This is a genomic window from Chromobacterium sp. CCUG 30098, assembly GCF_059916605.1.
Genome location: NZ_JAUCGS010000003.1, coordinates 264,762 through 288,751 on the forward strand (window position 1 = coordinate 264,762; position 23,990 = coordinate 288,751).

Below are 23,990 nucleotides of genomic sequence, written 5' to 3' on the forward strand. Positions count from 1 at the left end.
GGAATGGACCTTGGTCTGCGGGTGATGGGCGATGGTTTCAGTGTAGCCGCCGGGCCGCGGAGAGCGCGTGGCCGGCTGAGACTGCCAAGTTTGTCGATTATAAGCAAACAATATTTTGGATCGTCGCTCGGCTTGTTTATGATGCTGGGTAATATGGTTTTCTTCAAAACTGTCTGTGGAGAATAAAGATGCGAATTGCCAATGCAGTGACGGATTTGATCGGCAACACCCCACTGGTGCGGCTTAATCGGGTGACCGACGGCTGCGGCGCCACCGTGGCGGCCAAGCTGGAGTTCTTCAACCCGGCTCACAGCGTCAAGGACCGCATCGCGGTGGCGATGATAGACGCCGCCGAGCAGGCCGGCAAAATCGGCCCGGACACCACCATCGTCGAACCCACTTCCGGCAATACCGGCATCGGCCTGGCCATGGTCTGCGCCGCGCGCGGCTACAAGCTGGTGATCACCATGCCGGAAACCATGAGCCGCGAACGCCGCCAGTTGCTGCGCGCCTACGGCGCCGAGCTGATCCTGACCCCGGGGCCGGACGGCATGGGCGGCGCCATCGCCAAGGCGCGCGAGCTGGTGGAGCAGAATCCGGACAGCCATTTCATGCCGCAGCAGTTTGAGAACCCGGCCAACCCGGCCATCCACCGCAACACCACCGCCGAAGAAGTGTGGAACGACACCGACGGCCAGGTCGACATCTTCGTCGCCGGCGTGGGCACCGGCGGCACCATCACCGGCGTGGGCGAAGTGCTGAAGGCGCGCAAGCCCGGCGTGCAGATCGTGGCGGTGGAGCCGGACGCCTCGCCGGTGCTGTCCGGCGGCGCCAAGGGCCCGCATCCGATCCAGGGCATCGGCGCCGGTTTTGTGCCGGCCATCCTCAACACCGGCATTTACGATGAAATCATCCGCGTGAAGAACGAGGACGCGATGGAGACCGCGCGCGCGGTGGCCGCGCGCGAAGGCCTGCTGGTGGGCATCTCTTCCGGCGCGGCGGTGTGGGCGGCGCTGGAACTGGCCAAGCGTCCGGAAAACGCCGGCAAGCTGATCGTGGTGGTGATTCCCTCCTTTGGCGAGCGCTATTTGTCCACGCCCTTGTTCCAACATCTGGCGGACTGAGTTCGGCCGCGGCCGCGAATATCGACAGCCTGGCGGCTTTCTGCCAGGCTGTTTGTTTTTGTCGTTTCGCATCGAGGGGAAATCATGGAGCAGTTGCAAGCCTTCCTGGCCCGGGCCGAAGCCATGCTGGCGCGCCTGGAGCCCTTGCTGCCGCCGGCGCGGCCGGAGCCGGATTGGAGCGCATTGGCTTTCCGCTGGCAGCGCCAGGGCATGGCCGGCTGGCTGGAGGCGGTGGCGGAGCCGCACGCGCCGGAACTGGAGCGGCTGACCCATATCGACGCTCAACGCGCGCAATTGCTGCGCAACACGCGCCAGTTCGTCAAGGGGCGGCCGGCCAACAATGTGCTGCTCACCGGCGCGCGCGGCACCGGCAAGTCCTCGCTGGTCAAGGCGCTGTTGCCGGCCTTCGCCGCCAAGGGCCTGCGCATCATCGAGGTGGACAAGGCGCAGCTGGGCGATCTGAACCGCATCGTCGAGATGGTGGCCGGACGCAAGGAGCGTTTCATCCTGTTCTGCGACGATCTGTCCTTCGAGCAGGGCGACGACGCCTACAAGGCGCTGAAGACCGCGCTGGACGGCGGCCTGGCGCGCCGCGTCGACAATGTGCTGGTGTACGCGACGTCCAACCGCCGTCATCTGATGCCGGAAAAAATGAGCGAAAACCGCGAAGGCTGGGTGCAGGACGGCGAAATCCATCCGGGCGAGGCGATAGAGGAAAAGGTGTCGCTGTCCGACCGTTTCGGGCTGTGGCTGTCCTTCTATCCCTTCGATCAGGACGCCTATCTGGCGGCGGCGACCGAGTGGCTGGCGCATTTCGGCCTGAAGCTGGACGCGGAGGCGGAAAAGGCGGCGCTGCACTGGAGCCATCTGCGCGGCAGCCGCTCCGGCCGCGTCGCCTGGCAGTTCGCCTGCGACTGGGCCGGGCGCGGCGCCAAGGAGCGCAAAGCCTTATTGTGATTTCAAATAGCGCAGGCCCACGCTCTTGACCTGGCCGTCGGCGGCCGCGCGTATCACCATCTCCAGCCGGTCCAGCCGCAGCACGTCGCCGGCCACCAGCGGATAGCCGCAAGCGCGCTTGCAGTAGTCGGCGATGCTGTCGGCGCGGTCGCGGTCGCTCAGATTCAGGCCGTAGCTGTCGGCCAGATCGGCCAGCCGCGCCAGGCCGGACACAGTGAAGTAGCCGTAATAGGGGTCTTCGCCGGGCGGGTGGAAGGCCTCGCCTGCCGTTTCCAGCGCCGGGCCGGGGCCGATCAGGCAGGCCCAGTCGCCGGCGCGCAGCGTCTGGCTCGCCGTCGGTTCCAGCGCTTGTTCGTCGCGGTACAGCGCCGCCAGCCGCACGCCGCTGGGCAAGGCCAGCTCGCCGGCCAGCTGGCCTTCGGCGGGGCTGTCGGCGCTTACCTGGCAGGAGGCCGCCTCATAGCGGGCTTCCTGGCCGCTGACCACCGGCACCCGGTGCTCCACGTCCGGCCGCGCCGGCAGTTTCAACTTCAGCCTTTCAGCCAGCGGCGCGATGGTCCAGCCTTGGAACAGCAGCGACATCATCACCACGAAGAAGGCCACGTTGAAGAAGAGCTGGCTATTGGGCAGCCCCGCCATCAGCGGGAAGATGGCCAGAATCACCGGCACCGCGCCGCGCAGGCCCACCCAGCTCATGAACAGCTTTTCCGCCTTGGGTACCGGGAAGGGCAGCATGCACAGCCATACCGCCAGCGGCCGCGCCACCAGCATCAGCACGATGGAGATCGCCAGCGCGTAGGGCGCCACCGGCAGCAGATTGGACGGCGTCACCAAGAGGCCCAGCACCAGGAACATGGTCACTTGCGCCAGCCAGGCGTAGCCGTCGTGGATATTCAATAGATTGGGCAAGTCCGCCACCCGGGCGTTGCCCACCACGATGCCGGCCAGATAGATGGCGAGGAAGCCGCTGCCGCCGGCCGCCGTGGTCAGGCTGAACAGCGCGCCGGCGGTGCCCAGGCTGAACAGGGCCAGCATCGCGCCGCGCGGCCCCAGGCGCTGGAACAGCCAGACCATGGCCTTGCCGCCGGCCCAGCCGGCCAAGGCGCCCAGGCCCATCTGTTTGACGAACAGCCACAGCATGGCGGCGACGCCGGCGTCCTGGCCCTGCTGGCCCAAGACCCCGATCAGCGCCGAGGTCAGGAATACCGCCATCGGATCGTTGCTGCCGGATTCTATCTCCAGCGCGCTGCCGACGCGGCGGTTGATCTCCAGGCCGCGGCCGGACAGGAGGGCGAACACCGCGGCGGCGTCGGTGGAGCCGACGATGGCGCCGATCAGCAAGCCCTCCAGCCAGCTTAGATTCAGCACCCAGGCGGCGAACAGGCCGGTCACGCCAGTGGTGATCAAGACGCCCAGCGTGGCCAGCACTCCGGCCGGCTTCAGGCTGATGCGGAAGCTGTCCTGGCGCGTGCGCAGGCCGCCGTCGAACAGGATCACCACCAGGGCGATGGTGCCGACCACATAGCTGAGCTGGTAATTGCTGAACACGATCTTGCCGGGGCCGTCCTCGCCGGCCAGCATGCCCAGCGCGAGGAAGACCAGCAGCAGCGGCGCGCCGAAGCGGGAGGCGATGGAGGACACCACCAGGCTGGCGAGGAATACCAGCGAGCCGGCCAGAATGAGTGAATTCAGGGTGTCCAAGCAAAATCTCCTTCTGGCGGTGGCGGGGCCGCATCGATGATGCGAGCGGGGGATGCTGCGAATCGGGACTTGCCGGGGCGAGATGAAGCCGACTGCCGCGCCGCAAGACGGGGGTCAAAGTCCGCTGCGCGGAGCCAAAGCCGACATGGCGGAAGGCGTGCGGAATGCTCTTGTTGAACATTCCCTGGTCTCAGGCCGTTCTCGTCTTGTCTCTGTTCCGTGCGCGCGTCCTTGAACGCCTTCTCATGGCGGAGGGTTCATGACAATGGGGACAAATGTGTTGAATTCGCTGCCTTACAGGGCTAATGGTAACACTTTGTTACCGATTGGCCGGGATGGATCTGCCCGCTGGACGCATTTTTTGCAAAAAACGTCGTGTCAGGCGACTTTATGCCGGCGGCAAATCGCGCTTTATGCCAACAGTATTGTGTTGTATATTTGTTTGGCATTTTATGCGCATGGTCACGGCAGATTCGGACCATGTTCTCCTTCACTTTGTCTGAGGTATGCGCAATGACTCGCAAAATCATTCTGGCCCTGGCGGCCTTGTCCTTCCCCTTGATGACCCTGGCCGCGCCGGCGCCCTGGTATCTGTGGCAAAGCAAGCTCGACGGCAAGCTCGCTTGCTCGCAATTCTCCCTGGGTCCGGGCTGGACGCAGTTCAGCTCCCAGCCTTATAAGGACGCCGGCTGCACCAAGCCGGGCCGCCCGGGTTGAGGTCTTAGACCGTTGGTTGAGTCAATAAGGGCGCCGCGGCGCCCTTATTGCTGGGGGGCGCTTGCGGTAGAATGCGCTGCCGGCCGCGGAGAGCCGGAACGATATTCACCGGGCAAGACCAAGCAATGAGCGACAGCAAGATCATCGAGGTAGTGGCCGGCGCGCTGATGCGGCCGGATGGCAGTTTCATGCTGGGCAGCCGGCCGGAGGGCAAGCCTTACGCCGGTTACTGGGAGTTTCCCGGCGGCAAGGTGGAGCCGGGCGAAAGCGGCGAACAGGCGCTGGCGCGCGAACTCTACGAGGAAATGGGCATTGAAACGCTGGCCGCGACGCCGTGGCTGAGCAAGGTCCATCATTATGAGCACGCCTCGGTGCGGCTGCGTTTCTTCCGGGTCTGGTCCTGGCGCGGCGAGCCGCAGTCGCGGGAAGGCCAAAGCTTCGCCTGGCAGAAGCCAGGCGCTTGCACGGTGCAGCCCATGCTGCCGGCCAACGGGCCCATTCTCAAATCGCTGGAATTGCCGGCGGCCTACGCGATCACCTGCGCGCACGAAATCGGCGTGGACGCCCAATTGCGGCGGCTGGAGCAGGGGCCGGCCTGGGGCATGGTGCAGGTGCGCGAGCCGCAGATGGCGCGCGCCGAGCTCGCCGATTTCGTCGCCAAGGCGGCGGCCATCGTCCATGAGCGCGGCGGCAAGCTGATGGTCAACGCCGATCCGGCCTGGGCGGCGGAATGGCCGGTGGACGGCGTGCATCTGAACACGACGCGGCTGGCCTCGCTGAAGGAGCGCCCGGCGTTCGCCTGGGTGGGCGCCTCGGCGCACGAGGCGGCGCAAGTGGCGCGGATAGGCGAACTGGGCCTGGATTACGCCTTGCTCGGCCATGTGGCCGCCACCGCCAGCCATCCCGGCGCGGCGCCCTTGGGCTGGGACGGTTTCCGGCTTTGTCTGGCGGACGGCGCGCCGACGCCGGTCTACGCGCTGGGCGGCATGAGCATGGATGATCTGGAGGCCGCCCGCCGCCACGGCGCGCATGGGGTGGCGCTGATGCGGGGGGCTTGGCGATGACGGCCAAACAGCGTAAATGGCTGGCGCTGGGCGGCGTTTTGCTGCTGCTGGCCTGTATCAAGTTCGGCCTGATTTACCGCTGGTACAGCGAGCGGCAAGCGGTCAAGCCGTCGCCCTTGGCCTGCGTCGCCGGTCAGGCGAGCTGCGCCCTGCCGGGCGGCGGCGTCTGGCGTTTCGCCTCGCCGCCGCAGCACGGCAAACCGTTTGAAATCCGCTTGCAGGGCGTCGCGGCGCGGGAAGCGCCGCAGGTGGAGTTCAATATGGCCGACATGGACATGGGCTTCAACCGTTACACCTTTGTGCGCGACGGCGCGGACTGGAAGGCGACGGTGACGCTGCCGCTGTGCGTCAGCGGCAGCCGCGACTGGCTGGCCGTCCTGAGTCTGGACGGCAAGCGCTACCTGCTGGCGTTTTCCGCGCGCTGAAGCGCGGCGCCTCATTTCTTCTTGCGTTTGATGTACAGCGTCTTGAACACCCTCGCCACCAGCTCGTTCTGTTGATCGACGATGTCCACCTGCAATTGCGGCAGGTATTTGTCGCCCGAGGCGGTGCGCAGCCTGATGTCCTCCAGCATGCCCGGCGCCAGCCGGAAGCGCGCGCTCACCGTGCCGCGGCCCGGCTTGACGTAGTCGATGCTGCCGCTCTTGTCCCACACATAGTAGTCCCGCCCCAGTTGGTGCATCAGCATCAGCATGAAGAAGGGATCGGTCATCGCGTACAGGCTGCCGCCGAAATGGGTGCCGACATAGTTGCGGTTGCTGAAGCCCAGTTTCAGCCGCACTTCGATATCGCTGAAATCGGCGGCCAGCCGTTTGACGCGGATGCCGGCGCCCAGGAAGGGCGGCCACAGATTGAGCAGGAATCGGAACAGCCAGGCGGGTGGTTTCATCTCGGTTGAAACGGTCGTTTGAATTCTGTCATCGTCAATAAAAAAACCGGCCTTGTCAATCGCGCCGGTTTTTCCTTGCCGAGTACGGTTTATTCGACCACGCCGCAGGCCATGCGCGCGCCGCCGCCGCCCAAGGGCTGCGGATGATCGCTGTGATTGTCGCCGCCGGCGTGCACCATCAGCGCGTGGCCGGAGAAGTCCGCCGCTTTCAGCCGCGGCGCCAGCACCGGATAACTCGCCTTGCCGTCGGCGCCCACGTACAGCGCCGGCAGATCGCCCTTGTGGCCGCGGCCGTAAGGGCCGGCGTGCGCGCCGGTCTTGTCCGGGTCCCAGTGGCCGCCGGCGGCGCCGGCCGGCGTGACCGCGCCGTTGGCGCCGACGGACGGCGCGCAAGAGGGTTTTTCATGGACGTGGAAACCGTGCACGCCGGGCGGCAGTTTTTCAAGCTTGGGCGTCAACAGCGCGCCGTAGGGCGTGTCCTCGATGAGGACGCTGCCGGCCGGGCCGGCGTCGCCCTTGGCGTCGACGAAGGACAGCTCCACGCTTTGCGCCAGGGCCAGCGCGGGCAGACAGCACAAGACGGCGGATAGGGGACGTAACATGGGTAGGTTCTCCGTATAGGCGGGGGAACAGTCAAGACCTCGATTGTGCCATCCCGGTTCCAGGCCGGAGCCTGGCTGTTCGGGTGGGGCGGGCGCGCGTCAGGAGGCCAGCCGGTCCGCGGACGTCAGTTCCTCGTTCTGCGCCAGGGTGTCCGGCGAGCAACGGTGGCAGTCGGCCGCGGCGGGAGCCGCCGCCGGCGCCGGCCGCCGCCAGCTCATGCGCCGCAGTGTGTCGTCCTTCAGCGCGACATGGTGCCAGACGGCGGCGGCGATGTGGACGGCGAGCAGACCGTAGAAGATCCAGCCCAGCCATTCGTGCAGGCCCACCGTCGCGGCGACCAGGGCCGGGTCGGCCGCGACCAGGCGCGGGAAGTCGAAGCCCAGCAGCGGCATCGGGATCGCCAGCCCCTTGGCGTTGACGATGATCCAGCCCAGCAGGCAGGACGCCAGAATGAGGCCGTAGATGGCCAGATGGGCGGCATGGGCGCAAGCGCGCTGCGCGCGGCTGCTGCCGGCCAGCGGCGGCAGCGCCGGACCGGCCAGCCGCGTGGCGGCGCGCAGCAGGGTCAGGAACAGCAGGGCCATGCCGCAGCCTATGTGCACGATCATCACGCTGCGCATGTCGGCGACGGCGTGGCCGGCCAGCAGGTGACGCAAGCCGCCGGCCAGCGCCAGGGCGGCCATCAAGAGCACGCTCAGCCAGTGAAACAGGATTTGCAGACGCGGATAGCCATGGTTGGCGGCCGGGGCGGAAGAGGGCATGCGTTTCTCCAAGGCGCGGCCGCTGGGACGGATGCCCGCGGCGCGTTCGATTAAAAACGCTATTCAAGCGCCGCCGCCGGCGACGGCGCCATGATTCTGAAACCATTCTCAAGCCGCCCGTCCGCGCCGCCGGACGCCCTTCCCGGCGCCGGCCGTCAGGCCCCGCCGCGGCCGTTTTAGATTCCTTTCAGAAATATTGAGAACGGCGAAAGCCCCGTGTGAGCATGCGCTGGCAAGGGGCGGAACCGTCGCCGTCCCTGCCGGGGTCCGGCGCGGACGCCGCTTATATCTTCCAGCGCACGCTCTTGCCGCGCGGTTTTTTGGACAAGCGAATCTTATGACGACGATGAACGCTAGACGGCGCTCCGCCGGACAAGGCGGCTTCACGCTGCTGGAATTGCTGGTGGTGCTGCTGATCATCGCCCTCTTGGCCGGTTATGTCGGGCCCAAGCTGTTTTCCCAGGTGGACAAGGCCAAGGTCAAGGCCACCCAGGCGCAAATGAAAACCCTGGGCGACGCCTTGGCGCAATACCGGCTGGACGTCGGCGGCTATCCCAGCGCGGAACAGGGGCTGGGCGCGCTGCTGAAGGCGCCGCCGGGCGTGGCTGGCTGGCATGGGCCCTATCTGGCCAAGGATGTGCCGATGGACGCCTGGGGCCGGCCGTATCAATGGCGGGTGCCCGGCGGCGAGAGCGAGGCTGAGATCGTATCCCTGGGCGAGGCCGGGCGGGCGGGAGGCGACGGTGAACTGGTCCATGCGCTGTAAGGGACTGCTGCCGCTGCTGGCCGCCTGCGCCGCGCTGGCCGACGGCGCGCAGGCGGCGGCCAATTGCTGGCGCGAAGCCGGCGCGCGCCACCGGGTGGATCCGCTGCTGCTGTATTCCATCGCCAAGGTGGAATCGGCGCTGAATCCGCGCGCCGTCAACTACAACAAGGACGGCAGCCACGACATCGGCCTGATGCAGATCAACAGCCTTCATCTGCCGGGGCTGGCCAAGCGCGGCATCACGCGTCAGCGCCTGCTGGACGAGCCCTGTCTGAGCATACAGGTGGGCGCGTCCATCCTGGCGGACTTCATCGCGCGCTACGGCTACACCTGGCGCGCGGTGGGCGCTTACAACGCCGGCGGCGCGGCGACGCGCGAAGGCGCGCGCAAGCGCTATGTGGACAAGGTGTGGCGGCAGTATCTGCAATTGCGCGCCGAGCGCGAGGCGAGGGGCTGAGATGGCGGCCTACCGGATCAGCGTCCTGGCTCAGGGCGAGGTGAGGACGCGCCTGGTGCGGGCGGACAACGAGGCCGCCGCGCGGGCCCAGCTGGGCGCGGACGACGGCCTGGTGCTGGAGGCGAGGCGCGAGGCCGGCGCGGAGGGCGCGCTCAAGGGCGCGGCGCGGGGCTTGCTGCTGCAGGAGCTGTCGGCGCTGCTGGAGGCCGGCCTGGCGCTGATCGAGGCGCTGGAAGCGCTGCGCGACAAGGCCGGCGGCGGCGACAAGGCCTTGCAGGGCGTGCTGGACCGGCTATTGCAAGCGCTGTACCAAGGCCAGCCGCTGTCGCGCGCGATGGAGGCCCAGCCGGAAGCCTTCCCGGCCTTGCTGGCGGCCACCGTGGCCGCGTCCGAAGGCAGCGGCCAGCTGCCGGCGGCGCTCAAGCGCTATCAGTATTACGAGCTGCGCATCGTCGCCATCCGCAAGCGGGTGACCGGCGCCCTGGTCTATCCGGCGCTGGTGCTCTCCGTCGGCTTCGGCATTCTGCTGTTCATGCTGTTCTTCGTGATTCCCCGTTTCGCCGTGGTGTTCGAATCGCTGCGCGAACTGCCGGCCAGCGCCGCCGCCATGCTGTGGTGGGCGCGCTTGGTCCAGGCTCACGGCGGCTTGCTGGGCGCGGGCCTGGCCGTCGGCCTGACGGCGCTGTGCCTGCTGCTGCGCGCCCGGCGAACCCAGCGCGCGCTGCTGAGCTTGTTGTGGACGCTGCCCCGGCTGCGGGATGTCGCGCGCCTGTTCGTGCTGGCGCGCTTTTACCGCACCGCCGGCTTATTGATCGCCGGCGGCACGCCGGCCTTGCAGGCTTTCGACTTGTCCGCGGGGCTGTTGCCGGACGCCTACGCGCAGCGCTTGGCGCGCGCGCTGGAGGAGTTGCGCGCCGGCCGGCCGGTGGCGGACACCCTGGCGCGCCACCAACTGACCACGGCGGTGGCGGAGCGCTTATTGCGCGTCGGCGAACAAAGCGGCGATCTGGGCGGCATGTGCGAGCGCATCGCCCAGTTCCACGACGGCGCGCTGGATCAGGCGATCGAGGTGTTCAGCAAAGTGTTCGAGCCGATTCTGATGTTGGCGGTGGGCGGCCTGGTCGGCCTGATCGTCGCCCTGCTGTATATGCCGATATTCGAACTGGCCGGCGGCATGGGCTGAGGAGACGTGATGCGAGCATTGATGGACCCGACGACGACGGCCGGCTGGCAATGGCGGCGCGAGAGCGGAGAGGAAGACCTGCCGATGGCCGAGCTGCTGAACCGGCAGCTGGAGCGCGAGCCGGCCAGCCTGCCGCAGGCGGCGCGGCTGCTGGGCCTGGCCGCGCTGAGCGAGGCCCAGGTGGGGGAGGCGGCGGCGCGCTTCGATCTGCTGCCGCTGCCGGAGGCGCTGTCCTGCCGAGCGGCGCCGCTGGAGTGGCGGGGCGAATTGTACCTGCTGCTGGCCGAACCGCTGCGGCTGGACGCGCGTCTCGGCCTGCAAAACCGGCTGCTGGGCCGCGGCCAGCGCTTCGCCCTCAGCCTGCCCGGCGTGGCCGACGCCTGGCTGAAACAGGCCGAGGCCCGCGAGCGGGTGATGGACGGCGCGGCGGTGGACCTGGCCGAGGACAGCCTGGCCAAGGCGGTGGAGTCTATCTCGCTGACCAGCCTGGCCAAGGACGAAAGCCCGGTGATCCGCCTGGTCAACATGACCTTGTACGACGCGCTGCAAAGCCGCGCCAGCGACATCCACCTGGAGTCCCGCGACGACGGGCTGCAGATACGCTACCGCATCGACGGGGTGATGCAGGCCATACGCAAGGTGCCGGGGCAGTTGGCGGCCAGCCAGACCATGTCGCGGCTGAAAGTGCTGTCCAGCCTGGACATCGCGGAAAAGCGCGTGCCGCAGGACGGCCGCTTCAAGGTGGCGCTGCAAGGCCGCGAAGTGGACTTCCGCGTGTCCATCATGCCGGGCGCCCACGGCGAAAACGCGGTGCTGCGCCTGCTGGACAAATCCCAGCGCGGCGACAGCCTGAACCTGGACAGCCTGGGCTTTCACGGCGAAACCGCGCGCCGCGTGCGCGCGCTGGCGCAACTGCCCTACGGCCTGACCCTGATCACCGGGCCCACCGGCAGCGGCAAATCCACCACCTTGTACGGCGCGCTGGCGGAGATCAATACCGGCGAGGAAAAGATCATCACCATCGAAGACCCGGTGGAGTACGAGATGGCCGGCATTCTGCAAATCCCGGTCAACGAGAAAAAGGGCCTGACCTTCGCCCGCGGCCTGCGCTCCATCCTGCGCCACGATCCGGACACCATTCTGGTGGGCGAGATCCGCGACGCCGAAACCGCGGCCATCGCGGTGCAGTCCGCGCTGACCGGCCACCGCGTGCTGTCCTCGGTGCACGCCAACGACGCCTTCAGCGTGATAGACCGCTTTCTCTACATGGGCGTGGAAGCGGCCACTTTCCTGGAAGCGCTCAACGGCGTGGTGTCGCAGCGCCTGGTGCGCCGGCTGTGCGTCGCCTGCGCCGGCGCCGGTTGCGAGCACTGCCGCGGCGGCGGCTTCCACGGCCGCATCGCGCTGGCGGAAGTGCTGCGCCTGGACAGCCGGCTCAAGGAGGCGCTGCTGGAGCGCTCGCCGCAGAAGCGCCAGCAGGCGCTGGCGCAATGCGCCGATTATCAATCGCTGCGCGACGCCGCCCTCGAGGCGGTGGCGCGCGGACTCACCACCTATCAGGAGGTCAGCCGTGCCGTGGCCATGGAATGACAGAACCGTGTTGATCGACGCCGAACTGGCGACCTTGCTGCCGCCGGCCGGCGCCCCGGCCCAGCCGCGGCGTTGCCGCCATCACGGCAAACCGGCGGAGGCGCTGGCCATGCTGCTGGGCGGGGCCGCGCGCCGGCGTCCGGCCTGGCGCAACCGCGTGCGGCTGCTCTTGGGCTATCCGTGGGCGCACAGCCAGCTCTTGCCGTGGCAAGACGGCTTGTCCGGGCAGCGCGCCCAGTGGCGCGCCTATGCGCGGGGTCTGCTGCGCGAGCGCGGCGTCGCGGGCGAACTGGACATCCGCCTGGCGCCGGCGGCTTACGGCGCGGCGCGGCTGGCCTTCGCCGCTCAGGCCCCGCTGCTGGCCGATTTGAGCGCGGCGGCGCGGGCGGCCGGCTGGCGCTTGGCCGGCTGCCGCGATCTGCTGTCGTCCTGCCTGCAAGCCCATCCGCGCGCGTTGGCATCGGACGCGCTGGTGTTGGCGGAGGCCGGGGCCGTCACCTGCCTGTGGCGCGGCGAGCGCGGCTGGGAGGATCTGATCACCCTGGCGCTGGCACCGGGACAGAGCGCGGCCGAGGGCGTGGCGGCGGCGGAGGCGCTGTGCGGCCGCGAGCCCGGCGGCGACTACGATTGGTGCGCGACCCATGGCCCGGCGGCACAGCCGCCGGCGGCGCGGGCGCGTTGGCTGGGCTTTGCCCATCCCCTGCTTGCGAGCCAGCCATGCGCCGCCTGAACGCCCGCGGTCTGGACTTCAGCCGCCCCGAGGCGAGCGCGCCGCTGGCCGGCGTCGCCGCCATGCTTTTGTTGATGCTGCTGGCGGCGCTGGGCTGGCGGCAGTGGGAGTTGGAACGGTTGGCGGAGGACACCGCGGCCTGGGAGCGGCGGCAGGAGCAACAGCGTTTTCTGCGCGAGCGCGAACAGCGCCGCGCCCAGGCCGCCTCGCCGGAGGCGCGCAAGGCCCAGGCGTTGCTGCTGGTCCAGGGCGACGATCAAACCCGGCTGCGCCCGGCGCTGCTGCGGGCGATAGAACAAGCCTGGTCGCCGCGGCTGGGCATCTTGTCCCTGCATCTTGAGGGCGGGGGCAAGCAGGCCCGGCTGGAACTGAGCGCGGCGGACGTGCGGGAAGTGTTCCATTTCGTCGAGAGGCTGAACCAGTCGTCCGGCCATGGTCGGGCGCGGCTGCTGCGGCACGGGCTTAAGCCCGGCGATCCCAATCAGGCGGTGCTGGCCACGGTGCAGGTGGCTGAGCGATGAGGGCCTGGATGCGAGACGCCGGCCGCCGGCTGGCGGCCTTTAAACGCGGCGGCCGGCCGGCCGGCGGCGGAAGTCATTGGCGGGCCCGGCTGCGCTGGCATCGGCAGACGCTGGCCTGCCGGCTGGGGCGCGGCGGCCGGCTGTCGCTGGCGGCCTGCGGCCTGCTGTTGGTCTTCGGCGCGCTGGAGCAAGAGACGCGGCAGGCGGATCTGCAACAGCGCCGCCTGCAATTGAGCGCGCCGACGCCCGCCTTGCCGGCGACGGCGGGGCGCGAGCGGCAATGGCAGGCCCAGCTGCGGCTGGCGCTGGCCCCGCGCAAGCTGGCCTTGCTGGAGCAGCTGCGCCAGTCCGGCCTGAGCGTGCATGAGGCCAGTTATCGCGAAGAGGCGGAAGCCGGCGGCGCGCTGCGCCGCGTCTCGGTGGAGCTGAGCGCCAGCGGGCGTTATCCGGAACTGACGGCGGCGCTGGGCGCACTGACGGCGCAGCCGCTGTTGCGCTTGGAGGCGCTGACGCTGGACCGGGCGCGAACCGATACCGCGACCTTGAGCATGCGCATGCGCTTCAGCCTGCTGGGAGCCGGACAATGAGGCGGCGGGCCCATTGGCTGAGCGGCCTCGCGCTGGCCTGGGCGGCCTTGGCCCAGGCGCAAGAGCCGCGGGCCGACGGCGTCGACCTGTTTCCGGTCCAAAGCTGGGCGTCGCTGCGCGAAGAGGCCAAGCCCGTCGTCCCGGCGGCGGACGCCGCTCCGGTCTTGGCGGCGCCCTTGCCGCCGCCGCCGCTGGAGGCCGCGCCGCCGCCGTTCAGCGCCGTGGGCGAATGGCGGCAGGACGGCCAGCGCGTGGTGGTGCTGGAAGGCCGGGCGCGCAGCTACCTGCTCTGCGTCGGCTGCAAGACGCCCAATGCGCTGCAGCCGGGCGCCCGGCTGACGGAGCAATACACGTTCAAGGCCCTGGAGGCGGAGCGCGCGCTGCTGCTGGACGCCGAAGGGCGGGAGCACTCGATCCCGCTGACTCCATTGGCTCACTGAGGCGTCGCCGCCATCGCGACGACGCCGTTTTCACCAGGCATTAGGCATCATGAAACATTGCAAACCCACACTGCTGGCCCTCGCCCTCGGTTTGACCCTGGGCGGATGCGCGCTGCCCGGACCGGTCAAGAAAATCTTCGGCCCGGCCGATCAGCCCGGCGCGGAAGAACAATTGCGCGCGGCCGAAACCGCCTTGCGGCAGAAGCCCGACGATGTGGAACGCCGCAAAAACGTCGTGGCCAAGAGCGCGGCGCTGGCGGAGGAGGCCTTGCGGGCGGCCAAGACCAAGATGGACGCCGGCGACGACGCGGCCGCGCTGGCGGAGGTGAGCCGGCTGCTGGCGCTGGCGCCGGAACATATGCGCGCCCAGCAGCTGAAACGGCAGTTGGAGCGCCGGCTGCGGCTGAAACTGGAGCTGGACGCCGCCGCCGAGATCGGCGCGCAGCGCCCGCAAGAGGCTTTGGAGCGGCTGGGCCGCATCCTGCAGGAGCAGCCCGGTTACCGGCAGGCGCAAGCCTTGCGCGACGAGCTGCAAAGCCGGGAGGCCGCCCGCCGCGACGCGCGTCCCAGCCTGGCCGAGGCGTTGCGCCAGCCGGTGACGCTGAACTTCAAGGTTCAGCCGATTTCCAGCATCTTCGACGCCATCTCGCAATTGGCCGGCATCGATTTCGTGTTCGATCCGGAAGTGCCCGTCGCCGCCCCGGCCAGCATCGTCGCCAGCCGGACCACGGCGGAAGACGCCATCAATCTGCTGCTGCGCACCCATCAGCTGGAGAAAAAAGTGCTCAGCCGGCACAGCATGCTGATTTATCCGGCGCGCTCGGAAAAAGCCAAGGAATACCGGGAGCTTATGACCCGCGCCTTCTACCTGAGCCAGGCCAACGCCAGCCAGGTGCTGGCCGCGCTGCGCCAGATCAGCTCGCCCAAGAACGTGCATCTGGACGAGCGCACCAATGCGGTGATCGTGCGCGACACGCCGGAAGTGATGGCGGTGATAGAGCGGCTGGTGGCCAGCCTGGACATCGCCCAGTCCGAAGTCACCATGGACGTGCAAGTGCTGGAAGTGAACACCAACGACGTGCTCGACGTCGGCGTCGACTATCCGGCGGAACTGCGGTTTTCGGTGCTGCCGAAAGAGGGCTCGGACAGGGTGACGGTGGGCGATCTGCTGGGCCTGAACCGCGACGGCATCGGCGTCGGCGGCAGCAACGGCGGCGATCTGGGCGCGGCGATCAAACTGCTGCAAAGACAGGGCAAGACCAAGGTGCTGGCCAACCCCAAGATCCGCGTGCGCAATATGGAAAAGGCCAGCATCAAGATAGGCGAGAAAGTGCCGGTGGTCACCACCACCAACGCCAACGGCGTGGTGACGGAATCGGTCAACTACCAGGACGTCGGCCTGATCCTGCAAGTGGAGCCGCGGATCAGCCTCAGCAACGAGGTCAGCGTCAAGGTCAATATGGAAGTCAGCAACCTCAAGAGCGAAGTCAAGACCGCCGGCGGCGGCACCGTCTACCCGATGAGCACCCGCAACGCCGAAACCGTGATGACCGCGCGCGACGGCGAAACCCAGGTGCTGGCCGGCCTGGTCAAACAGCAGCACGACCGCAGCAGCAGCGGCCTGCCCGGTCTCAGCACCCTGAGCTGGCTGGGCGGCCTGTTCGGCAGCCAGAAGCGCGGCGTCGAAAACACCGAGCTGATCCTGCTGCTGACCCCGCGCATAGAACGGGCGCTGGACCTGCCGGCCGCTTCCAACAGCTATTTCCATTCCGGCACCGAAAGCCGGCTGAGCGTGGAACCGCTGCGGACCGAGGCGCCGCCGCCCGCCGCCGCGCCCGCGCGGGACGCTTCCGCGCCGGCGCTGGACAGTCCGCTGGCCGCGCCCTGAGGTGCTTATGCCGCGTCAAACCGGTTTCACCCTGATCGAGACGCTGGCCGCGCTCACCCTGTTGGCGCTGTTGCTGAGCGCCAGCCTGCCGTTGAGCGAACTGGCCAGACGGCGGGCCCAGGAGGCCGAGCTGCGCCACAGCCTGCGCCAGATCCGCACGGCCATCGACGCCTACCGGCAGGCGGTGACGGACAAGAAGATAGACGCTTCTCCGGATCGGAGCGGCTATCCGCCCAGCCTCGCCAGCCTGGTGGACGGCGTGCCGGACAAGAGCGACGCCGCCGGCGGCAAGCTCTATTTCCTGCGCCGTCTGCCGGCGGATCCGATGTGCGAAAGCTGCGACGGCGCGGACCCGGCGGCGAGCTGGGACACGCGCGGCTACGACAGCTCGGCGGAAGCCTTCGCCTCCGGCGGCGACGTATACGACATCCGTTCCAAGAGCCTCAGAAAGGGCATCAATGGCATACCCTACCAACAATGGTGAAGCGGCGCGCGGCTTCACCCTGATCGAGCTGCTGGTGGTGATGAGCATCATCGGCGCGCTGATGGCCCTGATCGGCCCCAACTACTTCAAGCAGCAGGACCGCGCCCGCGAAACCGTGCTGCGCCACAATCTGGCCGCGCTGCGTCAGGCGATAGACGACTACCGCGCCGACCACGGCGCCAATCCGGCCGCCTTGCAAGAACTGGTGGCCGGCCGCTATCTGCGCGAACTGCCGCTCGATCCCATCGCCGGCCGGCGCGACGGCTGGCAAGCCAAACCGGCGGAGGAGGGCGGCGTCGGCGACGTGGCCAGCGGCGCGCCGGGAACCGGCCTGGACGGCAGCCGCTATGGCAGCTGGTAAGCAGCGCGGGCTGGCCTATCTGGGGGCGCTGACGCTGGTGCTGGCCATGAGCGCGGCCCTGGGCGCGGCGGCCGGCGCCTGGAGCCGGCAACAACAAGGCGACAAGGAAGAAGAGCTGCTGCACATCGGCCTGCAATTGCAGCGCGCCATCGTCTCCTACCATCGTTCCGGCCCCGCGCCGGCCTATCCCAAAACGCTGGACGCCCTGCTCAAGGACGAACGCGTGCCCTTCACCCGCCGCCACCTGCGCCGCCTCTACGCCGATCCGCTCACGGGCAAGCCGGAATGGGGGCTGATCAAGGGCGCGGACGGCGGCATCGTCGGCGTGCACAGCCTGGCGGAAGGCCGGCCCTTGAAACAGCGGGGCTTCGCCGCGGAGCTGGGCGACTTCGCAGACAAGGGCAGCTATCGGCAATGGGTGTTCCTGGCGCCGGCCGCGCCGTGAGGCCGGCGGCGGGGGATTTATTCTAAAGGCATGATTTGTGTTTTGTTTCGGCTCAATGCATCCGGATTAATTTAGGAATTATTGAGAAAGTTAGGAGTACTCCTATAGATTCCCGGACCATGCTTCCGTAAGAATCACCCTCTTTGGCGACCGATGACAGCGGCTTTCCAACGCTTTTGCGCCCGCGGCCGCGCCGCGGCTCCAAAGGCGCGCCGCTTCCGCTCCCGCCGCGAGTCCGTCGCTTTCAACCGAAACGCATATGATGATTGTTGCTATTTTAGAAGACTGTCCGCTCCAAACCGCTAGCGTGGTCAAGCTGCTGGAACAATATGGCCATCAAGCCGTCGCCTGTGCCGACGGCGACCAGTTCGTCGCCCAATTCCGACAGCAGCGCTGCGACGCGATGCTGCTGGATTGGGAGGTGCCGGGCCGAAACGGCGTCGAGGTGCTCAAATGGGCGCGCGCCAAGCTGCCGCCGGCGCTGCCCATCCTGATGGTGACCCAGCGCGACGACGAAGAAGACATCGTATTGGCGCTGGAGCACGGCGCCGACGACTATCTGCAAAAACCGATCCGCGAGCGCGAGCTGCTGGCGCGGCTGAACGCCCAGTTTCGCAAGCAACAGCGGCTGGGCAATCCGGAGGCCTCGTTCGAGGCCGGCGGCTACACCTTCCATCCGGAAGCGCGCAGCGTCAGCTTGCCCGGCGGCAAGGCCGCCACGCTGCCGGCGCGGGAATTCGCGTTGGCCACGCTGCTGTTCCGCAACCTGGGCCGCATCCTGACCAAGGACTTTCTCAGCCAGCGCATCTGGGGCCAGGCGGACCGCAAATACGACGCCAGCCTGGCCACCTATGTCAGCAATCTGCGCTCGGCGCTGGGCCTGCGGCCGCGCAACGGCATGGTGATCTCCACCGTGTACAACTACGGTTACCGGCTGGAGCGGGTCTGAGGACCCGCTTGCAACCCGCTGCGCGTTGACTCTGGCATTGCGCGCCGACGGCCGTCTCCTGAGCCCGCATTTCCCGCATGCGCGCCCAAGGGCTTCGGCCGGTCTCGCCTTGAGCTGCTCCTTGAGTAAGGCGCCGGCTTGGCCGGCCGCGTCCTTTTTTCGCGCTTGGGCCGTCTTATGAAATGGCTTTGCCAAGCGTTCCGGCGCGGACACCGGCACGACGCGCGCTTTCTGATCGCCTTCGTCCTGCTGCTGGTGGTGTTCGCCATCCCCAACCAGGACGCCTTGTTCCACTCGCTGGACCGGCTGTACTTCGAACTGCTCTCCGCCTTGCAAACCGAAGACGACGAACACGATGTCGTGCTCGTCAATGTCGACCAGGCCACGGTGCAGGCGCTGGGCCATGAGGAAGTCAACGGCAACGTGCTCTACGCCGTGCTGCTGCAAAGACTGGAGCAGGCCGACAGCGTGGCGCTGAACATGAACCTGCTGTCGCGCCGGGACGAAGGCATGCTGGCGAACGCCATCCGGCGCCACGGCCGCGTGGTGCTGGCCTTGCCGCCCGACGCCCCCGCCGCGCCGGGGCGGGACGGTCCCGAGCCCTCCGCCGTTTACGCCGCTGCGGCCGGGCTGGGGCACCGCGACCTCTTGATAGGGGACCGCAGCGTGGTCACCGGCATCGTCCCCTACAAGCAACATGGCCGGAAGCTGGCGCCGCATATGGTGATGGAAGCCATCCGCGTCGCCGGCTATGAACTGCCGCCGCGGGAAAACACCCGCTGTCTGACCGCGTTCTGGCGGCGTTGCGCGCCGCAAGCCGACGGCTGGCTGCTGGTGTTGCCGGCTCACCACCGCATCCAGCAGTATTCGATGCTGGACGTGCTGACCGGCGCGGTGCCGCGGCAGGCGTTTCACAACAAGATCGTCTTTGTCGGTCATCTGGCGCTGGACCCGTTCAAGGGCCTGCGCTCCAACCGTTACCCGCTGGACCGCGAAGGCCATACCCGCAGCCAGATCCTGGCCTTGCAAACCCAGACCCTGATGAACCACGGGCCGGTCACCCTGCTGGCCGCCCCGTACAAGCTGCTGGTCAACTTCGGCCTCATGTTCGGCCTGCTGCTGGTCTGCCTGCTGGCGCCGCCGGCGCGCATGCACGGCCGCGCCTGGCTGTGGCTGGGCGGCTGCTGGCTGACGTCCACCCTCTTGCTGTTGCAAACCCAGATCTGGATTCCGGTCAGTTCGCCGCTGACAGGCGGCTTGCTGATCTACGCCGGCTGCGCCTGGCGCTGGCAGACCAAGACTCATCTCCTGCTGCGGCAGGAAATGGAGGCGATGCGGCAGAGCCTGCGCGAAGCCGGCATGGACCTGCCGCTACGCGGCCAGGAGCCCGAGTCCGGCGCCGACGAAATCGAACGGCTGATGCGGCAGATGCGCGCCTGGCAAAACTCCTACGTCAGCGTGCTCAATATGCTGCCCTATCCGATCTTCTTCGAGCAGGGCGGCAAAATCATCCTCAGCAACCAGGCGGCGCGCAAGCTGCTGTGCGAGCAAGGCGCGCCGGAGGAGGCCGAAGCCTGGGTGCTGGGCCTGGCCGGGCGGGCGCGAGAAAAAGCGCTTCACAGCGGCAACATCGGCGTGGAGGAAGTGCGCAGCAGCCAGGGCGAACACATGTTGCTGGTCACGCCCTGTCCGGAACTGTGCGACGGCCTGTCCAGCAGTCTGATCAGCCTGGTCGACCTGCAAAGCGTCAAGGCCAGCGTGTCCGGCGACCGGCGCGTGCTGCGGCAGATGGCGCACGATCTGCGCAATCCGCTGACCACCATGCTGGCGATGATAGAACAGCGCGGCGGCGAGACCGGGCCGCGGCAGGACCAATTCTTCAACGATCTGCGCCGGCAAGTGAACTACAGCCTGCGCGTGGCTCAGGACTTCATGCGCCTCTCCCGCGCCGAGCAACTGGACCCGGCCGGCTTTCTGCCGGTGGCCTTGACCGATCTGGCCGAAGACGCGATGGACCAGATCGAGGCCGGCGCCCGCCAAAAGCGCATCGTGCTGCACGGCCCGGAGGCGATGGAAGCGCTGTGGGTGCGCGGCCATTACGACATGCTGCTGCGCGCCGTGGTCAATGTGCTGGATAACGCCGTCAAGTACTCGCCGGCCGGCAGCCACATCGTGCTGCGGCTGGCGCGCAGGGGGGACATGGCCGGCATCAGCGTGGTGGACCAGGGCATAGGCATTCCGGAACACGCCTTGCCGCGGCTATTCGAGCCGTTCTATCAGGTGGATGAAGGCCGCCGCGACGGCGCCGGCCTGGGCCTGCCCTTCGTCAAGGCCGTGATGCAGGCCCACGGCGGCCGTGTCGAGGTCAAATCCAGAAGCCGGCTGGGCAGCGAATTTCTGCTGCTGGCGCCGTGGGTGGAGAGCGAGGGAGGAGAGCGCTAGGCGCAGCCGCCGGCTTGAGCTTCTGTTGAGATTGATTGGGGGCCGCACCAGGGTTTGGAACAATGCGGGTAAGCCCTTCCCAGCCGATGGCGGCTGGAGAGGGCTGTCACCCAACCCCTTAAATTAAGGTTTCAACAATGACCGCACCCCGCTCCGCAGGCAAGCTCGCCCTGCCCGCGCTGGCGCTGAGCCAGATCGCCGTCTCCCTGATGTTGCTGGCCCCGGCCGCCGCCTCCGCCCATGGCTCGATGGAAGAGCCGATCAGCCGCATTAAATATTGTCGTGTCTCCGATAGTCCGGAGAATCCAAAAACCCCGGGATGCCAGGCGGTCAAAGAAATTGGCCAGTCGCAAGCCATCTACGACTGGAACAGCGTGCGCCAGGGCGACGCCAGCAGTAATCACCAGCAAGTGGTGCCTAATGGCCAATTGTGCGCGGGAGGCAATGCCGGAACCTTCGGTGGCCTGGATGCCGTCGTCGATTGGCCGGCCACCACCATCCAACCGGGACCGGACGGCAAATACACGATGACCTATCATCAGACCGCCCAGCACCAGACCGCCTATTTCAAATCCTATATCAGCAATGACTCCTATGATTTCACGCGTCCGCTGCAGTGGAATGACCTGCAACTGATCGGCGATTCCGGCGCGGTGGCGCCCAGCGAAAAGACCAAGCTGAACGTCAAGATTCCGGCCGGCATGCAGGGCAAGCGCGTGATCTACAACGTATGGCAGCGCAGCGACAGCGGCGAGGCCTTCTACAGCTGTTCCGACGTGAACATCGTGGCCAACAGCGCGGACTTCAAACCGCTGGGCGCCTTGGTCTCCAGTCCGTTCGAGGCCAAGCCCGACTCCACCATCTCCCTGCGCGTTTTCGACAAGCTGCGCGGCGGGGACCTTGAAAAGCATTCGATCAAGATCGCCGCCGGTCAAACCGCGGCCAAAGACTGGACCTATGCGCTGGCTACCGCGGTCAACGCCAAATCCAGCGTGGTCAAGGTGGGCCAATTGCAAAACGGCCAAGTGGTGCCGGTCAAGAACGCCACCGGTAACACCGTGTTCGGTCTGGGCAAGGAATACAGCTTTGCCTTGGAACAATCGGATGAGGGCGGCAAGCCGCCGGTGGACGAGATCGCGCCGGGCAAGGTCACCGTCAAGGGCCAGAGCAGCGTCAACAGCGGCGATATGGTCAGCCTGTCGGCCCAAGCCGCCGCCGGCACCAACCTGAAATACCGGTGGACGGTGTCGCCCAGCATCGCCGGCCTGACGCTGAACGCCGCCACCCTCAATTTCAAGGCGCCGGAGCCTAAGCAGGACACCAGCTATAACTTCACGGTCAAAGTCAGCAATGCGCTGGGCAGCAAGAACGCCGAGCACAAGCTGGAGGTCAAGGCCAAGGATGAAGGCGGCAAGCCGCCGGTAGCCGGTGCCTGGGACGCGGCCAAGACCTATGCCCAGCCTTGCGCCAAAGTGACATATCAGGGCGAGGAATGGATGAACGGATGGTGGACCCGAGGCGAAAAGCCGGGCACGGGAGGCCAGTGGGGCGTATGGCGTCCGGTAAGCTCGACCGACATGCATGACCAGTGCAAGGATAAGTAATGTCCGGATGGCCGCGCGTTTCAGGCTGAGCCCCAGCTGGACGCAGGTTTAAGACCCGGTTTCGGGGTCTGCCCGGCAGGCGTAAGCCTGCCGGGCTTTTGCCGTTTGATGGCCGATATTGATTAAAAATCGCTGAACTTTAGCTTTTATTGAGAATGATTGGGCGGCGGGCAAGGGTTTGGAACAATGCGGGCAAGCCCTTCCTCGGCCGACGGCGGCCAGGGAGGGCGGCAACCCAACCCTTAAGATCAAGGTTTTAGAACATGACCGCACCTCGCACCGCCGGCAAGCTCGTCCTGCCCGTGTTGGCCCTGAGCCAGATCGCCGCCTCCCTGATGGCCGTTGTCCCGTCCACCGCCAGCGCCCATGGCTCCATGGTGAACCCGCCCAGCCGCGAATACGCCTGCGCCACCTTCGATACCCCGTGGGGCAACCCGACTTATGCCAGCTGCGGCAAGATCGCATCGCTGAGCAGCAACTGGATGTCCAATGTGCAGGGCGGCGTGAAAAGCAACCATAAAGAGAAGGTCGAAGACGGCCTGCTGTGCGCCGGCGGCAAGATCGACTGGAAAGAGCTGGATGCGGCCGATTTCAAAGGACGCGTCACCACGGTGACCCCGGACGCCCAAGGCAAGGCCGTGTTCGAATACAAGCAAACCGCAGGCCACATCTCCAGCTACTTCAAGACCTATATCAGCACAGATGACTATAAGCCGGAGCAGGGTTTGCGCTGGAGAGACCTGAAAGAGATTGGCAATAGCGGTCCCCTGCCGCGTCCAGAAAGCGGCAGCATCACCAAGCTGGAGGTGCAGATTCCGGCGGAGCTGACCGGCAAGCGCGTGGTGTACAGCGTTTGGCAGCGTGATCCGAGTGATAACGCCGAAGCCTTCTACGCCTGCTCCGACGTGGACGTGGTGGCCAACAATATCGAATGGAAGGCCAGCGGCGCGCTGGAAGGCGGCCAGGTCAACACCGGCGTCACGCTGACCTTGCGCGTATTCGATAAAGTGCGCAGCGGCGACCTGGAAAAGCACAGCATCGTGGTGCAGGCTGGTCAGGAAAAGCCGGAGCAATGGATGCATGCGTTGGCCACCAAGGTCAATCAAAGCTCCAGCGTGGTCAAGGTGGGCAAGCTGATCGGTTCGGACATCACGCCGCAATTCAGCGCCACCGAAAACCAGGTGTTTGGCCGCAATAAGCAGGTGAGTTTCGCCATCGACCAGAATAACGGAGGCACCAAGCCGCCGCCGGATGAAATCGCGCCGGGGAATGTCACGGTCAGCGGCCCGGCCAGCGTCAACAGCGGCGCCAACGTCAGCTTGTCCGCCGCGGCCGCTTCCGGCACCAATCTGAACTACCTGTGGGAAGTGACGCCCAAGATCGCCGGCCTGGCGCTCAACGCCGCCACGCTCAATTTCAAGGCGCCGGCGCTGGAGCAGGACACTGCCTACAGCTTCAAGGTCAAGGTCAGCAACAGCAAGGGCGAGAAAACCGCAGCGCATGCGCTGACGGTCAAGGCCGACGACAGCGGCCCCACGCCGCCGGTGGCGGGCAACTGGGACGCCGCCAAGACCTATGATCAAGCGTGTTCCAAAGTCACTTACAACGGTAAGGAGTGGATGAACGGCTGGTGGACCGAGGGCAATGTGCCGGGCGCGGATGGGCAGTGGGGCGTATGGCGAGCCATGGGCTCGGCTGAAATGCATCACCAGTGCAAGGGAAAGTAA

25 protein-coding genes are annotated in these 23,990 nt (G+C 67.1%); 21 read left to right on the forward strand and 4 right to left on the reverse strand.

Going from position 1 to position 23,990, the window contains the following annotated elements:
• Window positions 1–188: 188 nt before the first annotated feature.
• The gene (cysK, locus tag QUG03_RS09445) at window positions 189–1,124 is read left to right on the forward strand and encodes a cysteine synthase A (protein ID WP_107798268.1); all 936 of its coding nucleotides are present in this window, start codon (window positions 189–191) and stop codon (window positions 1,122–1,124) included.
• Between the two features lie 84 nt (window positions 1,125–1,208).
• The gene (locus tag QUG03_RS09450; protein ID WP_500819887.1) at window positions 1,209–2,081 is read left to right on the forward strand and encodes an ATP-binding protein; all 873 of its coding nucleotides are present in this window, start codon (window positions 1,209–1,211) and stop codon (window positions 2,079–2,081) included.
• Here the strand turns inward: QUG03_RS09450 and QUG03_RS09455 are convergent.
• On the reverse strand, window positions 2,073–3,782 hold the full coding sequence (locus QUG03_RS09455) for a potassium/proton antiporter (RefSeq protein WP_235084235.1): 1,710 nt from the start codon (window positions 3,780–3,782) through the stop codon (window positions 2,073–2,075). The two genes, QUG03_RS09450 and QUG03_RS09455, sit on opposite strands and share 9 nt — an antisense overlap.
• A 513-nt stretch (window positions 3,783–4,295) precedes the next feature.
• Between QUG03_RS09455 and QUG03_RS09460 the strand changes: the two genes are divergently transcribed.
• The 3 genes from QUG03_RS09460 to QUG03_RS09470 all read left to right on the forward strand — a co-directional run bounded on the left by QUG03_RS09460 (window position 4,296) and on the right by QUG03_RS09470 (window position 5,988).
• Window positions 4,296–4,499: a hypothetical protein gene (locus tag QUG03_RS09460; RefSeq protein ID WP_107798271.1), complete on the forward strand. Its 204-nt coding sequence runs from the start codon at window positions 4,296–4,298 to the stop codon at window positions 4,497–4,499.
• A gap of 125 nt (window positions 4,500–4,624) precedes the next feature.
• Complete coding sequence (locus tag QUG03_RS09465) at window positions 4,625–5,563, forward strand: Nudix family hydrolase (protein WP_253313858.1); 939 nt, start codon at window positions 4,625–4,627, stop codon at window positions 5,561–5,563.
• Window positions 5,560–5,988 (forward strand): hypothetical protein, encoded by a 429-nt coding sequence (locus QUG03_RS09470; RefSeq protein ID WP_253313859.1) that lies wholly within the window; start codon window positions 5,560–5,562, stop codon window positions 5,986–5,988. Before QUG03_RS09465 ends, QUG03_RS09470 begins: the two co-directional genes overlap by 4 nt.
• A gap of 11 nt (window positions 5,989–5,999) precedes the next feature.
• Here QUG03_RS09470 and QUG03_RS09475 read toward each other — a convergent pair whose 3' ends face one another.
• The 3 genes from QUG03_RS09475 to QUG03_RS09485 form a co-directional block, all read right to left on the reverse strand.
• The gene (locus QUG03_RS09475; protein ID WP_107798274.1) at window positions 6,000–6,452 is read right to left on the reverse strand and encodes a DUF4442 domain-containing protein; all 453 of its coding nucleotides are present in this window, start codon (window positions 6,450–6,452) and stop codon (window positions 6,000–6,002) included.
• 89 nt (window positions 6,453–6,541) lie between these two features.
• Entirely contained in the window at window positions 6,542–7,054 is a 513-nt protein-coding gene (gene sodC, locus QUG03_RS09480) for a superoxide dismutase [Cu-Zn] SodC (protein ID WP_253313860.1), read from the reverse strand.
• 99 nt (window positions 7,055–7,153) lie between these two features.
• Window positions 7,154–7,816, reverse strand: a complete 663-nt coding sequence (locus tag QUG03_RS09485) for a cytochrome b (RefSeq protein ID WP_488905168.1) — start codon at window positions 7,814–7,816, stop codon at window positions 7,154–7,156.
• Window positions 7,817–8,153: 337 nt separating this feature from the next.
• Here QUG03_RS09485 and gspG point away from each other — a divergent pair, with 337 nt between their 5' ends.
• The 16 genes from gspG to QUG03_RS09565 all read left to right on the forward strand — a co-directional run bounded on the left by gspG (window position 8,154) and on the right by QUG03_RS09565 (window position 23,990).
• Entirely contained in the window at window positions 8,154–8,582 is a 429-nt protein-coding gene (gene gspG, locus QUG03_RS09490; RefSeq protein WP_107798277.1) for a type II secretion system major pseudopilin GspG, read from the forward strand.
• Window positions 8,572–9,039 carry a transglycosylase SLT domain-containing protein gene (locus QUG03_RS09495; RefSeq protein ID WP_107798278.1) on the forward strand — a complete coding sequence of 156 codons (468 nt, stop codon included), beginning with the start codon at window positions 8,572–8,574 and terminating at the stop codon, window positions 9,037–9,039. Before gspG ends, QUG03_RS09495 begins: the two co-directional genes overlap by 11 nt.
• A gap of 1 nt (window position 9,040) precedes the next feature.
• Window positions 9,041–10,222, forward strand: coding sequence for a type II secretion system F family protein (locus tag QUG03_RS09500; RefSeq protein ID WP_500819888.1), 1,182 nt, complete (start codon window positions 9,041–9,043; stop codon window positions 10,220–10,222).
• Between the two features lie 9 nt (window positions 10,223–10,231).
• Window positions 10,232–11,812 (forward strand): GspE/PulE family protein, encoded by a 1,581-nt coding sequence (locus QUG03_RS09505; protein ID WP_253313863.1) that lies wholly within the window; start codon window positions 10,232–10,234, stop codon window positions 11,810–11,812.
• A gap of 7 nt (window positions 11,813–11,819) precedes the next feature.
• Window positions 11,820–12,542 carry a hypothetical protein gene (locus QUG03_RS09510; RefSeq protein ID WP_500819889.1) on the forward strand — a complete coding sequence of 241 codons (723 nt, stop codon included), beginning with the start codon at window positions 11,820–11,822 and terminating at the stop codon, window positions 12,540–12,542.
• Window positions 12,530–13,063: a hypothetical protein gene (locus tag QUG03_RS09515; protein ID WP_500819890.1), complete on the forward strand. Its 534-nt coding sequence runs from the start codon at window positions 12,530–12,532 to the stop codon at window positions 13,061–13,063. The genes QUG03_RS09510 and QUG03_RS09515 overlap by 13 nt, the downstream gene beginning before the upstream one ends.
• Complete coding sequence (locus QUG03_RS09520; protein WP_500819891.1) at window positions 13,060–13,650, forward strand: GspMb/PilO family protein; 591 nt, start codon at window positions 13,060–13,062, stop codon at window positions 13,648–13,650. Before QUG03_RS09515 ends, QUG03_RS09520 begins: the two co-directional genes overlap by 4 nt.
• The gene (locus QUG03_RS09525) at window positions 13,647–14,090 is read left to right on the forward strand and encodes a hypothetical protein (RefSeq protein WP_486636598.1); all 444 of its coding nucleotides are present in this window, start codon (window positions 13,647–13,649) and stop codon (window positions 14,088–14,090) included. Before QUG03_RS09520 ends, QUG03_RS09525 begins: the two co-directional genes overlap by 4 nt.
• A gap of 49 nt (window positions 14,091–14,139) precedes the next feature.
• Window positions 14,140–15,978, forward strand: a complete 1,839-nt coding sequence (locus tag QUG03_RS09530; protein ID WP_500819892.1) for a secretin GspD/PilQ domain-containing protein — start codon at window positions 14,140–14,142, stop codon at window positions 15,976–15,978.
• 7 nt (window positions 15,979–15,985) lie between these two features.
• Window positions 15,986–16,462: a type II secretion system protein gene (locus QUG03_RS09535; protein ID WP_107798285.1), complete on the forward strand. Its 477-nt coding sequence runs from the start codon at window positions 15,986–15,988 to the stop codon at window positions 16,460–16,462.
• On the forward strand, window positions 16,437–16,823 hold the full coding sequence (locus tag QUG03_RS09540; protein ID WP_107798286.1) for a type II secretion system protein: 387 nt from the start codon (window positions 16,437–16,439) through the stop codon (window positions 16,821–16,823). The genes QUG03_RS09535 and QUG03_RS09540 overlap by 26 nt, the downstream gene beginning before the upstream one ends.
• Entirely contained in the window at window positions 16,810–17,268 is a 459-nt protein-coding gene (locus tag QUG03_RS09545; protein ID WP_500819893.1) for a type II secretion system protein, read from the forward strand. Before QUG03_RS09540 ends, QUG03_RS09545 begins: the two co-directional genes overlap by 14 nt.
• 259 nt (window positions 17,269–17,527) lie before the next feature.
• Window positions 17,528–18,217, forward strand: coding sequence for a response regulator transcription factor (locus QUG03_RS09550; protein WP_199225803.1), 690 nt, complete (start codon window positions 17,528–17,530; stop codon window positions 18,215–18,217).
• 177 nt (window positions 18,218–18,394) lie between these two features.
• Window positions 18,395–20,659 carry a sensor histidine kinase gene (locus QUG03_RS09555; RefSeq protein WP_500819894.1) on the forward strand — a complete coding sequence of 755 codons (2,265 nt, stop codon included), beginning with the start codon at window positions 18,395–18,397 and terminating at the stop codon, window positions 20,657–20,659.
• A gap of 137 nt (window positions 20,660–20,796) precedes the next feature.
• Window positions 20,797–22,263, forward strand: a complete 1,467-nt coding sequence (locus QUG03_RS09560; RefSeq protein ID WP_500819895.1) for a lytic polysaccharide monooxygenase — start codon at window positions 20,797–20,799, stop codon at window positions 22,261–22,263.
• A 263-nt stretch (window positions 22,264–22,526) separates the two neighbouring features.
• Window positions 22,527–23,990, forward strand: coding sequence for a lytic polysaccharide monooxygenase (locus QUG03_RS09565; protein ID WP_500819896.1), 1,464 nt, complete (start codon window positions 22,527–22,529; stop codon window positions 23,988–23,990).

Excerpts from the sequence above, each read along its gene's own strand:
- cysK (WP_107798268.1), top strand. The coding sequence starts at position 189 with ATGCGAATTGCCAATGCAGTGACGGATTTGATCGGCAACACCCCACTG.
- QUG03_RS09465 (WP_253313858.1), top strand. The coding sequence starts at position 4,625 with ATGAGCGACAGCAAGATCATCGAGGTAGTGGCCGGCGCGCTGATGCGG.
- QUG03_RS09505 (WP_253313863.1), top strand. The coding sequence starts at position 10,232 with ATGCGAGCATTGATGGACCCGACGACGACGGCCGGCTGGCAATGGCGG.
- gspG (WP_107798277.1), top strand. The coding sequence starts at position 8,154 with ATGACGACGATGAACGCTAGACGGCGCTCCGCCGGACAAGGCGGCTTC.
- QUG03_RS09450 (WP_500819887.1), top strand. The coding sequence starts at position 1,209 with ATGGAGCAGTTGCAAGCCTTCCTGGCCCGGGCCGAAGCCATGCTGGCG.
- QUG03_RS09475 (WP_107798274.1), bottom strand. The coding sequence starts at position 6,452 with ATGAAACCACCCGCCTGGCTGTTCCGATTCCTGCTCAATCTGTGGCCG.
- QUG03_RS09535 (WP_107798285.1), top strand. The coding sequence starts at position 15,986 with ATGCCGCGTCAAACCGGTTTCACCCTGATCGAGACGCTGGCCGCGCTC.
- QUG03_RS09525 (WP_486636598.1), top strand. The coding sequence starts at position 13,647 with ATGAGGCGGCGGGCCCATTGGCTGAGCGGCCTCGCGCTGGCCTGGGCG.
- QUG03_RS09540 (WP_107798286.1), top strand. The coding sequence starts at position 16,437 with ATGGCATACCCTACCAACAATGGTGAAGCGGCGCGCGGCTTCACCCTG.
- QUG03_RS09495 (WP_107798278.1), top strand. The coding sequence starts at position 8,572 with ATGCGCTGTAAGGGACTGCTGCCGCTGCTGGCCGCCTGCGCCGCGCTG.
- QUG03_RS09500 (WP_500819888.1), top strand. The coding sequence starts at position 9,041 with ATGGCGGCCTACCGGATCAGCGTCCTGGCTCAGGGCGAGGTGAGGACG.
- QUG03_RS09470 (WP_253313859.1), top strand. The coding sequence starts at position 5,560 with ATGACGGCCAAACAGCGTAAATGGCTGGCGCTGGGCGGCGTTTTGCTG.
- QUG03_RS09515 (WP_500819890.1), top strand. The coding sequence starts at position 12,530 with ATGCGCCGCCTGAACGCCCGCGGTCTGGACTTCAGCCGCCCCGAGGCG.
- QUG03_RS09460 (WP_107798271.1), top strand. The coding sequence starts at position 4,296 with ATGACTCGCAAAATCATTCTGGCCCTGGCGGCCTTGTCCTTCCCCTTG.
- QUG03_RS09560 (WP_500819895.1), top strand. The coding sequence starts at position 20,797 with ATGACCGCACCCCGCTCCGCAGGCAAGCTCGCCCTGCCCGCGCTGGCG.
- QUG03_RS09485 (WP_488905168.1), bottom strand. The coding sequence starts at position 7,816 with ATGCCCTCTTCCGCCCCGGCCGCCAACCATGGCTATCCGCGTCTGCAA.
- QUG03_RS09545 (WP_500819893.1), top strand. The coding sequence starts at position 16,810 with ATGGCAGCTGGTAAGCAGCGCGGGCTGGCCTATCTGGGGGCGCTGACG.
- QUG03_RS09520 (WP_500819891.1), top strand. The coding sequence starts at position 13,060 with ATGAGGGCCTGGATGCGAGACGCCGGCCGCCGGCTGGCGGCCTTTAAA.
- sodC (WP_253313860.1), bottom strand. The coding sequence starts at position 7,054 with ATGTTACGTCCCCTATCCGCCGTCTTGTGCTGTCTGCCCGCGCTGGCC.
- QUG03_RS09565 (WP_500819896.1), top strand. The coding sequence starts at position 22,527 with ATGACCGCACCTCGCACCGCCGGCAAGCTCGTCCTGCCCGTGTTGGCC.
- QUG03_RS09550 (WP_199225803.1), top strand. The coding sequence starts at position 17,528 with ATGATGATTGTTGCTATTTTAGAAGACTGTCCGCTCCAAACCGCTAGC.
- QUG03_RS09555 (WP_500819894.1), top strand. The coding sequence starts at position 18,395 with ATGAAATGGCTTTGCCAAGCGTTCCGGCGCGGACACCGGCACGACGCG.
- QUG03_RS09530 (WP_500819892.1), top strand. The coding sequence starts at position 14,140 with ATGAAACATTGCAAACCCACACTGCTGGCCCTCGCCCTCGGTTTGACC.